The sequence below is a fragment of the Novosphingobium flavum genome, assembly GCF_014230315.1.
In the GTDB taxonomy this organism is placed as follows: Bacteria; Pseudomonadota; Alphaproteobacteria; order Sphingomonadales; family Sphingomonadaceae; genus Novosphingobium; species Novosphingobium flavum.
The window spans coordinates 59272-70216 of record NZ_JACLAW010000008.1; the positions used below are offsets into that span (position 1 = coordinate 59272).

Sequence of the window (10945 nt, forward strand, 5' to 3'; positions counted from 1 at the left end):
CTGATGACCCTCGTTCGTATTTCCGACGATAGCCTTGCGCTGGCCTGCGGGGCGGACGAACTGGCCGACGCTTTCGCGGCGGCGGGCTGCACGGTCGAACGGGTTTCTTCGTGGGGGATGCATTGGCTGGAGCCGCTGGTCGAGATCGGCGGGCAGGGCTTCGGGCCTGCCGTTCCCGCCGACGTTTCCGCGATCCTTGCGGGGACTTCGGACAAGGCGATCGGCGCGATTGCCGAGCATCCCTTCATCGCCGGGCAGCAGAGGCTGACTTTCGCGCGCGCCGGCAAGACCCGCCCGCTCAGCCTGGCCGACTATGCGGCGACCGGCGGCTGGCAGGGGCTGGACCGGGCGCGGGCGATGAGCGGCGAGGACGTGGTGGCGGAGGTGATCGTCTCGGGCCTGCGCGGCCGGGGCGGGGCGGGTTTTCCCGCCGGGATCAAGTGGCGCACCGTGATGGAAGCCAAGGGCCCGCGCAAATACGTCGTCTGCAACGCCGATGAGGGCGACAGCGGGACCTTTGCCGACCGCATGGTGATGGAAGGCGATCCCTTCCTGCTGATCGAGGGCATGGCGATTGCCGCCCATGCGGTGGGCGCGCAGCGCGGCTATATCTACGTGCGCAGCGAATATCCCCATGCGGTGGCCAAGCTGGAGGCCGCGATCGCGCTTGCTGCGGACCGGATCGCGCCCTTCGTGCTGGAAGTGCGGATGGGGGCAGGGGCTTACGTGTGCGGCGAGGAAACATCGCTGCTGGAATCGCTGGAAGGCAAGCGCGGCGAGGTTCGCGCCAAGCCGCCGCTGCCCGCGCTCGAAGGGCTGTTCGGCTGCCTCACCGTGGTCAACAACGTGCTGACGCTGGCCGCCATTCCGCACATCATGGTGCCGGGCGGGGCGAGCCTTTACGAAAGCCTCGGGATCGACCGCAGCAAGGGCACGATGCCTGTCCAGCTGGCGGGGAATATCCGCCGTGGCGGGCTGTACGAAACGGCCTTCGGGATCACGCTGGGCGACCTTGTCGAGCGGATCGGCGGGGGCACGGCCTCGGGCCGGCCGGTCAAGGCGGTGCAGGTGGGCGGGCCGCTGGGCGCCTATTTGCCGCCAAGTCAGTTCGGCCTGCCGTTCGACTATGAGGCCTTTGCCAAGGTTGACGCCCTGATCGGGCATGGCGGCGTGGTGGTGTTCGACGATACGGCGGACATGGCCCGGATGGCCCGCTTCGCCTTTGAATTCTGCGCGGCGGAAAGCTGCGGCAAGTGCACGCCGTGCCGGATCGGATCGACCCGCGGGGTGGAGCTGGTGACGCGGATAAGCGCGGGGGGCAAGGCGATGGCCGATGCGGTGGAGGCCCTGCCGCAAATGCACAATGCCCCGAAGTTCGGACGCAGCCGCGAGGACGATATTACCCTGCTGGAAGACCTGTGCGAGACGATGAAATTCGGATCGCTCTGTGCGCTCGGCGGTTTCACCCCATATCCGGTGCTTTCGGCGCTGAAGCACTGGCCGGAGGATTTCTGATCATGGCCTATGAACCCCAGGCCGATTTCGGGACGCCGCCTTCCCGATCCGAAAGGACGGTGACCCTGACCATCGACGGGCGCGCGGTGACCGTGCCGGAAGGCACCAGCGTGATGCGCGCGGCGGCGACCAGCGGCGGCTCGATCCCCAGCCTTTGCGCGACCGACAGCGTCAAGGCCTTCGGCTCGTGCCGCCTGTGTCTTGTCGAGGTTGAGGGAATGCGCGGCACGCCGGCAAGCTGCACCACCCCGGTGGCCGAGGGCATGGTGGTGAAGACCCAGACGCCCCGCCTTGCCAAGCTGCGCAAGGGGGTGATGGAACTCTACATCTCCGACCACCCGCTCGACTGCCTGACCTGCAGCGCCAACAACGACTGCGAATTGCAGGACGCGGCGGCCGAAGTGGGCCTGCGCGACGTGCGCTATGGCTATGAGGGCGCGGGGCACCTTGGCACGCCGACTGACAGTTCCAATCCCTATTTCGACTTCGACCCGGCCAAGTGCATCGTCTGTTCGCGCTGCGTGCGGGCCTGCGAGGAAGTGCAGGGGACGTTCGCGCTGACCATCGACGGCAAGGGATTTGCCTCCAAGGTCAGCGCGGGCCAAGCGGGCGACGATTTCCTGTCCAGCGACTGCGTTTCCTGCGGGGCCTGTGTTCAGGCCTGCCCGACCGCAACGCTGAACGAGAAGGCCGTGGCCGAGATCGGCAAGCCCGAGCGCGCCGTGGTGACGACCTGCGCCTATTGCGGGGTGGGCTGCACGTTCCGCGCCGAGATGCGCGGCGAGCAGCTGGTACGCATGGTGCCGTGGAAGGACGGCAAGGCCAATCACGGCCATTCCTGCGTGAAGGGCCGCTTTGCCTGGGGCTATGCCAACCACCGCGACCGGGTGCTGAGCCCGATGATCCGCGAGGGCATCGAGCAGCCGTGGCGCGAGGTTTCGTGGGATGAGGCGCTGCAATTTACCGCGCGGCGGATTGCCGAGATCAAGGCGGCGCATGGCGCCCGCGCGCTGGGCGGGATCACGTCCAGCCGCTGCACCAACGAGGAGGCCTACCTCGTCCAGAAGCTGGTTCGCGCCGGGTTCGGGTGCAACAACGTCGATACCTGTGCGCGGGTCTGTCATTCGCCCACCGGTTATGGCCTGAAGGCCACGTTCGGGACCAGCGCGGGGACGCAGGATTTCGACAGCGTGATGGATGCCGACGTGATCCTGGTGATCGGGGCCAATCCGACCGATGCCCACCCGGTGTTCGCCAGCCAGATGAAACGGCGACTGCGGGAGGGCGCGAAGCTGATCGTGATCGATCCGCGGCGGATCGACCTCGTGCGCAGCCCGCATGTCGAGGCGGCTTTTCACTTGCCGCTACGGCCCGGCACCAACGTGGCCGTGCTGACCGCCATGGCCCACGTGATCGTGACCGAGGGGCTGGCGGACGAGCAGTTCATCCGCGAGCGCTGCGATACCGAGGAATATGCCGATTGGGCGCAGTTCGTTTCCGACGCGAAGCATAGCCCGGAAGTGCTGGAGCCGGTGACCGGCGTGAGCGCGGCGGACCTGCGCGCGGCGGCGCGGCTCTATGCCACGGGCGGGAATGGGGCCATTTACTACGGGCTTGGCGTGACCGAGCATTCGCAAGGTTCATCGACGGTGATGGCCATTGCGAACCTTGCCATGGCGACTGGCAACATCGGCCGGCGCGGGGTGGGGGTGAACCCGCTGCGGGGTCAGAACAACGTGCAGGGTTCGTGCGACATGGGCTCGTTCCCGCACGAGTTGGCGGGATATCGCCACATTTCGGACGCAGCGACGCGGGCGCTGTTCGAGGCGGACTGGGGCGTGGCGCTCGACCCCGAGCCGGGTCTGCGCATTCCCAATATGCTGGACGCGGCGGTGGATGGCTCTTTCCGGGCGCTTTACGTGCAGGGCGAGGACATTCTCCAGTCAGACCCCAATACGCATCACGTGGCGGCCGGGCTGGCGGCGATGGACCTTGTCATCGTCCACGACCTGTTCCTCAACGAGACGGCGAACTACGCGCATGTCTTCCTGCCGGGGAGCACTTTCCTTGAGAAGAACGGCACGTTCACCAATGCCGAGCGCCGCATCCAGTTGGTGCGCAAGGTGATGGAGCCGGCTAATGGGCTGGAGGACTGGGAAGTGACCCAGGCGCTGGCCAATGCCATGGGGCTGGGCTGGGACTATGCTCACCCGGCCGAGATCATGGCAGAGATCGCGCGGCTGACGCCCAGCTTTGCCGGCGTGAGCCATGAGGCGCTGGACCGCGAGGGTTCGTTGCAGTGGCCGGTCAACGCGGCTCATCCCGATGGCAGCCCGATCATGCATGTGGATGGCTTTGCCAACGGGAAGGGCAAGTTCGTGATCACGGACTATGTGCCGACCGACGAGAAGACCGGGCCACGCTTCCCGCTGCTGCTGACCACGGGGCGCATTCTCAGCCAGTACAACGTGGGCGCGCAGACGCGGCGCACGGCCAATACCGTGTGGCATGAGGAGGACGTGCTGGAGATCCACCCGCATGACGCGGAAAACCGGGGGATCGCCAGCGGGCAGTGGGTGCGGCTCGCCAGCCGGACCGGGGAAACCACGCTGCGGGCCGAGGTGACGGACCGAGTGGCGCCGGGCGTGGTCTATACCACCTTCCACCATCCCGCGACGCAGGCCAACGTGGTCACCACCGACTATTCGGACTGGGCGACCAATTGCCCGGAATACAAGGTGACGGCGGTGCAGGTCGCCCCCAGCAACGGGCCGAGCGACTGGCAGCAGGACTACGAGGCGCTGTCGCTGCGTTCGCGGCGGATTGCGGCCGAGCCGGCGGAGTAAGGGCGCCCCGGACTCAGAGCCGGACGCACTCGACCCAGTTGGGGCCTTCGCCGGTGGCGTATTCGTGGACCTTCTCGCAGGCGCCGCTGGCCGGCTCGATCCGGTAGACCACGAGCTTGGCGACGTTGTCGGCGGCGACGATCATGTAGCGGCCGAGCGGCTCGATGGCGAAACCGCGCGGTTCGGAGAGGACCGGGAAGTGGCCGGCGGCGGTGAGCAGGCCCGTCTCGGGATCGACCGCGAAGATCGCCATGACAAGGGCGCCGCGCACCGAGGCGTAGAGCCAGCGGCCATCGGGGGTAAAGTGCAGGTCGGCCGCCCCGGCGGAGGGGCCGCGGCCGCGCCGGTCGACGATCTCGAAATCGGGGGGCGTGGCGGCGATGACCTGGATCTCGGTCAGGTCGGCGTTGACGGCGTCGTAGGCATAGACCGTGACGGTCCCGTCGTATTCGTTGATCACGTAGAGGCGGCGGCCGCCCGGCTCGAAGCGCAGGTGGCGCGGGCCGCGGCGGGAGGTGACTTCCATGCGCACTTCGGGCAGCGGATCGGGCCCGATCGTGCCGGTGGCGGCGTCGAGCGGATAGCGCACGATGGATTCGCCGTTGCAGCTGGTGGCGAGGACGAAGCGGTTGCCCGGATCGGGGATGACCGCGTGAAGCTTGGGCGGGGTTTCGAAGCTGCGAAGCGGTTGTTGCAGCCAGCCATCTGGCCCGATCAGGTTGTAGCTGAGCGTGGCGGGGGCGCCGCCGTGGGGGTTGGTGGCGGAGAAGAGCAGGCGGCCGGTGTGGTCGGTCGCTATATAGGTGATGCTTTCGGCGGCCGGGACCTGGCCGAGCCGGGTGAGACGGCCGGTGCGCTGGTCGATTGTGAAGGCGACGTTGGCGAAGGAGCCCTCGTCGCGCAGCGCGGCGTAGAGGAAGCGCCGGTCCGGGCTGACCGCCAGAGGCATGACCATGCCGCCGGCGGGGGCATCCTGCACCGGTTCGAGCGTGCCGGTCGTACCGTTCAGGCGGTAGACGGAGATTTGCCTGGCGCCGTGCTGCGAGACATAGACGGCGATGTCGGGGGTCGGTTCGGTCATGGGTCGGCCTTAGCGCAGGCTTCGCGCAAGCGCGTGATAAGTTCGCCGCGTGATCCGCCATTCGCCCTCGGGGCGGACGACGATGCAGGAGCGCCCGAGCGCGGGCTTGATCGCTATTCCGGCGTTTGTGCCGGCGACGGGGCCGGTGCGGGCGCCGGCGCCGGCGCGAGGCTGGCGTCCATGATCTGCTCCGGTTTGATCGTGGCGACCTGGGGTACGGCGTTCCCGATTGCCGGGATCATCGCCTCGATGCCCTTTGCGTTGATCGCAGTCGTGGATGACCAAGTAAAGCGGTTGGGAGAGGTGGTGGCACCGGCGATGGTGTTGCGGCACGCCTCCTCGGCACCACCGCTCTTGCGGCAGGAAGCAACGGCTTTGTCGGGATTGGCGCGCACCCAGTCGGCTCCCTTGCCGATCGCGGCGAGGAAACGGACCACGGCATCGCGATTGGCATCGAGCAGTTCCTGGCGGGCGTAGATCGCGTTGGAGACGAAGGGGACAGGGCTGTCCTCGGCACGGATCAGGGCATAGTCATTCGCGGCCGGGGGGAGCGATGTTAGCGGGATTTCGGTGGCATCGATCCTGCCCGCGAACAGAGCGGTTACCCGCGCCGTGGGTTCGCCCATCTGGAGCCAGGTGACGGAATCGGGATCGACCCCGTAGTGCGCGAGCACGGCCTTGCTGTAGAGATGGTCGCCGGCGTCGGGGCTGGAAATGGCGAAGATCTTTCCGGCGAGCTGGGCCGGGTTCGTGATGCCCTTGCGGGCGAGGATCACGTAATTGTTGTCGGTAAATTCACCGATGATCTTGCCGCGGATGGCGCCGCGCGCGGTATCGCTGATCCATTGGCTGGCAGAACCCAGCGCAATGTCGACGTCTCCGGTCTTCATCGCCGCGGCGATGGCCGTCGCCCCGACCGACATCGAGGTATAGCGCACGTCGAGCCCGGCCGCGCGAAAGAAGCCCTGGTCCATCGCGGCGAACATCGGGGTGGCCGAATTCATCGCGTCGCTTCCGGCGACGTTGATCGGGATCAGGCCCTCGGCGTTTGGCTTGCCGACATCGTGGCGTGCCTTGCCGCAGCCGGCGAGGGCAAGGACCGCGAGCAGGGCGCAGAGCGCCGCCCCGGTCTTGCGGTATCCGCGCGCGCGCGGTGCGCTGGGTGCGGCGATCTCTTTCATGGGCCGATCCTCGTCTGTCTTATCGCTTCAATCGCTTGGCGGCCGGCCGCAGGGCCGGCCGCCAAGCGACGATATCAGAACTTGGTGCGAAATCCTGCGGTGAAATGTCGTTCGACAATATCGTCGCCGTTGACCCAGACGAAGCCGGCGCGGCTCGCTGTCGAGCATTGACACTGCGATTGCTGCGATGCACAATTCGCCTCTGTTCGCATCAGGCCGGGTTATCAGTGGCTTGGTGCCGGGCTCAGACTTTTCGTTTCGCACCCGCACTCTTGGGGTCGCTGCCTTGCGGACTTCGCTCGGCAGCGGGGCCCGCAACGCGTCTGGAGATGTCATGTCGCTGCCGTCGTCGATGCCTTCGATCACTCTGGCCGCCCGGCCCGAAGCGCTGACGCTTGATCCGGCCCAGACGGCCGTGATCGTGATCGACATGCAGAATGCCTATGCCTCGGCGGGTGGCTATGTGGACAAGGCGGGCTTCGACATTTCCGGCGCCAAGGCGGCCATCCTTGGCGCCGCGCGCACGCTGGAGGCGGCACGGGCGAAGGGCATGCAGGTCGTCTATCTCCAGAATGGCTGGGACCCGGACTATGTCGAGGCGGGGACACCGCTTTCGCCCAACTGGCACAAGTCCAACGCGCTCAAGACCATGCGGCGCGAGCCGGAACTGGCCGGGCAACTGCTGGCGCGCGGGACCTGGGATTTCGAGATCGTGGGCGAGCTGACGCCGCAGCCCGGCGATCTGCGCGTTTACAAGCCGCGCTATTCGGCCTTCTTCAATTCGCAGCTCGATTCCATCCTGCGGTCGCGCGGGATCAGGAACCTCGTCTTCGTGGGCATCGCCACGAACGTCTGCGTGGAATCGACCCTGCGTGACGGGTTCCACCTCGAATACTTCGGGATCATGCTGGAGGACGCGACGCACCAGATCGGGCCGGACTTCATCAAGCAGGCCTCGATCTACAACATCGAGAAATTTTTCGGCTGGGTCTCGACCGTCGACGACTTCGTGCGCGCGCTGGAGCCGCTGGCCGCTGTGAAGGAGGCTGAACCTTGCCGATGACCCCGATCAATCCCGAGGGCTTTCCGCCGCCGATCGCGCCCTATTCGGCCGGAACCATGGCCGACGGGGTGGTCTATGTGGCGGGCATCCTGCCCTTCGCGGCCGACGGCAACGTGGTTTGCCTTGGCGATGCGGCGGGGCAGGCGCGGCATGTGCTGGAGAGCATCAAGGCCGTGGTCGAGGCGGCGGGCGGGACCATGGCCGACATCACCTTCAACCACGTGTTCCTGACCGACTGGGCGAACTACGCCGCGATCAACGCGGTCTATGCGAGTTATTTTCCGGGCGACAAGCCGGCGCGCTACTGTGTGAAGGTTGAACTGGTGAAGCCCGATTGCCTGGTCGAGATCGCCAGCGTGGCGCATGTCGGCCGGGGCTGAAGCCCTGTTCCGGCCGGCGGACCATGCCGGCCTTGCGATCCGCGAGGCGGGTCCGCGCGGGGCGCCGACCCTGCTGTTTTCGGCGGGGCTGGGCGGGGCGGGGGACTACTGGCGGGCTCAGGCGGAAGTCTTTTCCGAGCGATTTCATACCGTACTCTACGATCAGGCCGGGACCGCCGGGAGCCGCGGGTTGGAGCTGCCAGAGCCTTTCGGCGTGGCGGACCTTGCCGACGAGCTGGCGGCCGTACTTGACGCCGTGGGCGCGGAGCGGGCCCATGTGATCGGCCATGCAGCCGGGGGCTGCGCGGCACTCGAACTGGCGCTGCTCCATCCGGGGCGGATCGCCTCGGCCGTGGTGGTCAACGGCTGGGACAAGGCGGGCGCGCAATTCGCCCGCTGCATGGCGATCCGCCGCGCGATTTATGATGCGCAAGGCGTGGAGGCCTATCTTCGCGCCCAGCCGCTGTTCCTGTTTCCGGCCGACTGGCTGGAGGATAACCTCGCCGCGCTCGACGCCGCGCTGCCGCATCACGCCGCGCAGTTCCAGTCACGCGAGGCGCTGTTCGCGCGGATGGCGGCGCTGGAGGCTTTCGACCTGACGGGGCGGATGGGGGGCATCGCCTGCCCGGTGCTGCTGGTTTCGGCGCGGGACGACCTGCTGGTGCCGGCCGCCGCCTCGCGCCGGCTGGCGGCGAGCATTGCCGGGGCCAGCCATGTCGAGTTCGGCTACGGCGGCCATGCGGTCAACCTGACCGAGCCGGCCGCTTTCAACCGCGCGCTGGCCGACTTTCTCGATCAACACTCCTGAACGATCACGCATAGAGGGCCCGGACGATGGAAATTGGCGTCTTTCTCCCGATCGGAAACAACGGCTGGCTGATCTCGGAGAATTCCCCGCAGTACATGCCGAGCTTCGACCTCAACAAGCAGGTGGCGACGCGGGCCGAGCATTATGGGCTCGATTTCGTGCTGACCATGATCAAGCTGCGCGGGTTTGGCGGCAAGACCCAGTTCTGGGAGCACAACCTCGATTCATTCACGCTGATGGCGGGGCTGGCGGCGGTGACCAGCCGGATCAAGATCTATGCCACGGCGCCGACGCTGGTCCTGCCCCCGGCGATCATGGCGCGCATGGCGGTGACGATCGATTCGATCAGCCACGGGCGGTTCGGGGTCAACCTCGTGACCGGGTGGCAGAAGGCCGAATACGACCAGATGGGGATGTGGCCGGGCGAGGCCCACTTCACCAACCGCTATGACATGCTGAGCGAATATGCCCGGATCCTGCGCGAGTTGTGGGAGACCGGCCGCTCCGACTTCAAGGGCGAATATTACGAGATGAGCGACTGCCGGGTCAGCCCGCTGCCGACGGCGCCGATGAAGATCATCTGCGCGGGCTCGTCCGACGAGGGGCTCGCCTTCTCGGCGCAATTTGCCGACTATGCCTTCTGCCTTGGCAAGGGGGTGAACACGCCGACTGCCTTTTCCGGGGTCAACGGACGCCTCGCCGCCGCCTGTGCCAGGACCGGGCGTTCGGTCGAGATTTTCGTGCTGCTGATGATCATTGCGGACGAGACCGACGAGGCGGCCGAGGCCAAGTGGCAGTATTACCGCGACGGGGTGGACGAGGAGGCGATCGCCTGGCTCAAGGACCAGGGCGCGGCCAATTCGGTGTCGAAGACCACCAACGTCAACCAGCTTGCCGCCAGCGAATCCGCAGTGAACATCAACATGGGCACGCTGGTGGGTTCCTATGCCAAAGTGGCCGCCATGCTCGACGAGATCGCCGAGGTGCCGGGCACGGGCGGGGTGCTGCTGACCTTTGACGATTTCGTTGAGGGGATCGAGGCTTTCGGGACGCGAATCCAGCCGCTGATGACAAGCCGCAAGGACGTGGCCGTCGCGGCCTGAGCGCGGCGTTCAGGTCATCTTGGGTGCGCCGGTTGGGGCGGGCTCGTCGCGGCTGTCGAGCAGGGCTTGCCGGATGGCGGCGACGCGGGGGCGGCGCAGTGCGGCCGGGGTCCAGGCGAGGTAGTAGCCCTGGACCGGGCGGACCACCGGCGGCGGCAGTTCGATCAGCGAGCCCTGCGCGATTTCCTCGCTGCACTGATAGCCGGGCAGGACGGTCCATCCGAAGTCCCGCAGCAACATGCCGCGCAGGCAGCGCAGGTCGAGCCCGATCAGGGCCGGGGCGGGAAGCGGCAGGGACAGGCGGTTGGCGGTGAGCCACTGGTCGGCCAGCGGGCGTTCGAGGCTGTAGGCGAGGAAGGGCTCGGCAATCAGGCCGCTGGCAAGGTCTGCGGCCGCGGTGATCCGGCTCATCGCGGCGGGGGATGCGACCAGCCGGATCGGCTCCTCGTGAAGCAGGGCGCCGCGCAGGCGCCGGTCCTGCACTGGCACGCCGACGATGCCGAGATCGTGATGACCTTCGAGCAGGCCGGTGCGCACGTCCTCGCGGTCACCGGACTGGAGGTGGACGCGATGGCCGGCGCGCAGCGGGGCGAGCAGGCGCGGGGCGACGATGTCGGCCAGGAAATCGCCGATCCCGATCAGGCGCACCGCGCCGCGCATGTCGGACGAGCGAGCCCGCGCCGAATAGAGCGCGGCTTCGGCAAGGTCGAGACTGTCACCCAGGCTGGCGGCGAGGTCGTCGGCCGTGAGCGTGGGCACGACGCCGCGCGCGTGGCGTTCGAACAGGGTGCGTTCGAGGCTGGCTTCGAGCGCGGCGACCTGCTGCGAGACGGCGGGCTGGGTGAGGCCGAGGTTGCGCGCCGCCGCGCTGATCGAGCGCTGGCGATAGACTTCGACGAAGGTGCGCAGGTGCTGCAATGACATAAGGATACATATAATGGAATTTATGTAAGACCACCGTCTGGCTT

9 protein-coding genes are annotated in these 10945 nt (G+C 67.2%); 6 read left to right on the forward strand and 3 right to left on the reverse strand.

All coding sequences use genetic code 11. The annotated features are described in order from the left end of the window. Window positions 1-3: 3 nt before the first annotated feature. Both H7F51_RS11415 and fdhF read left to right on the forward strand, forming a co-directional pair. Window positions 4-1515, forward strand: coding sequence for an NADH-ubiquinone oxidoreductase-F iron-sulfur binding region domain-containing protein (locus H7F51_RS11415; RefSeq protein ID WP_185664429.1), 1512 nt, complete (start codon window positions 4-6; stop codon window positions 1513-1515). Window positions 1516-1517: 2 nt separating this feature from the next. Further along, window positions 1518-4361 carry a formate dehydrogenase subunit alpha gene (fdhF, locus tag H7F51_RS11420; protein WP_185664430.1) on the forward strand — a complete coding sequence of 948 codons (2844 nt, stop codon included), beginning with the start codon at window positions 1518-1520 and terminating at the stop codon, window positions 4359-4361. A gap of 13 nt (window positions 4362-4374) precedes the next feature. On the opposite strand, the gene H7F51_RS11425 is transcribed toward fdhF, so the two are convergent. Further along, complete coding sequence (locus H7F51_RS11425) at window positions 4375-5442, reverse strand: lactonase family protein (RefSeq protein WP_185664431.1); 1068 nt, start codon at window positions 5440-5442, stop codon at window positions 4375-4377. A 113-nt stretch (window positions 5443-5555) separates the two neighbouring features. Then, window positions 5556-6623: an ABC transporter substrate-binding protein gene (locus H7F51_RS11430; protein ID WP_185664432.1), complete on the reverse strand. Its 1068-nt coding sequence runs from the start codon at window positions 6621-6623 to the stop codon at window positions 5556-5558. A 334-nt stretch (window positions 6624-6957) separates the two neighbouring features. Here H7F51_RS11430 and rutB point away from each other — a divergent pair, with 334 nt between their 5' ends. From rutB to rutA, 4 genes are read left to right on the forward strand one after another with little or no spacing between them, the layout of a single operon-like run. After that, window positions 6958-7686, forward strand: a complete 729-nt coding sequence (gene rutB, locus H7F51_RS11435; RefSeq protein ID WP_246448239.1) for a pyrimidine utilization protein B — start codon at window positions 6958-6960, stop codon at window positions 7684-7686. Further along, on the forward strand, window positions 7683-8066 hold the full coding sequence (rutC, locus tag H7F51_RS11440; RefSeq protein WP_185664433.1) for a pyrimidine utilization protein C: 384 nt from the start codon (window positions 7683-7685) through the stop codon (window positions 8064-8066). The genes rutB and rutC overlap by 4 nt, the downstream gene beginning before the upstream one ends. Next, on the forward strand, window positions 8050-8874 hold the full coding sequence (rutD, locus tag H7F51_RS11445) for a pyrimidine utilization protein D (RefSeq protein WP_185664434.1): 825 nt from the start codon (window positions 8050-8052) through the stop codon (window positions 8872-8874). Before rutC ends, rutD begins: the two co-directional genes overlap by 17 nt. A gap of 26 nt (window positions 8875-8900) precedes the next feature. Then, the gene (gene rutA / locus H7F51_RS11450; RefSeq protein WP_185664435.1) at window positions 8901-9977 is read left to right on the forward strand and encodes a pyrimidine utilization protein A; all 1077 of its coding nucleotides are present in this window, start codon (window positions 8901-8903) and stop codon (window positions 9975-9977) included. Between the two features lie 9 nt (window positions 9978-9986). Here rutA and H7F51_RS11455 read toward each other — a convergent pair whose 3' ends face one another. After that, window positions 9987-10901: a LysR family transcriptional regulator gene (locus tag H7F51_RS11455; protein WP_185664436.1), complete on the reverse strand. Its 915-nt coding sequence runs from the start codon at window positions 10899-10901 to the stop codon at window positions 9987-9989. Between the last annotated feature and the right edge of the window lie 44 nt (window positions 10902-10945).

What these genes read in the sequence shown, in the direction of transcription:
- H7F51_RS11415 (WP_185664429.1), top strand. Translation starts at nt 4, where the DNA reads ATGACCCTCGTTCGTATTTCCGACGATAGCCTTGCGCTGGCCTGCGGG.
- fdhF (WP_185664430.1), top strand. Translation starts at nt 1,518, where the DNA reads ATGGCCTATGAACCCCAGGCCGATTTCGGGACGCCGCCTTCCCGATCC.
- H7F51_RS11425 (WP_185664431.1), bottom strand. Translation starts at nt 5,442, where the DNA reads ATGACCGAACCGACCCCCGACATCGCCGTCTATGTCTCGCAGCACGGC.
- H7F51_RS11430 (WP_185664432.1), bottom strand. Translation starts at nt 6,623, where the DNA reads ATGAAAGAGATCGCCGCACCCAGCGCACCGCGCGCGCGCGGATACCGC.
- rutB (WP_246448239.1), top strand. Translation starts at nt 6,958, where the DNA reads ATGTCGCTGCCGTCGTCGATGCCTTCGATCACTCTGGCCGCCCGGCCC.
- rutC (WP_185664433.1), top strand. Translation starts at nt 7,683, where the DNA reads ATGACCCCGATCAATCCCGAGGGCTTTCCGCCGCCGATCGCGCCCTAT.
- rutD (WP_185664434.1), top strand. Translation starts at nt 8,050, where the DNA reads ATGTCGGCCGGGGCTGAAGCCCTGTTCCGGCCGGCGGACCATGCCGGC.
- rutA (WP_185664435.1), top strand. Translation starts at nt 8,901, where the DNA reads ATGGAAATTGGCGTCTTTCTCCCGATCGGAAACAACGGCTGGCTGATC.
- H7F51_RS11455 (WP_185664436.1), bottom strand. Translation starts at nt 10,901, where the DNA reads ATGTCATTGCAGCACCTGCGCACCTTCGTCGAAGTCTATCGCCAGCGC.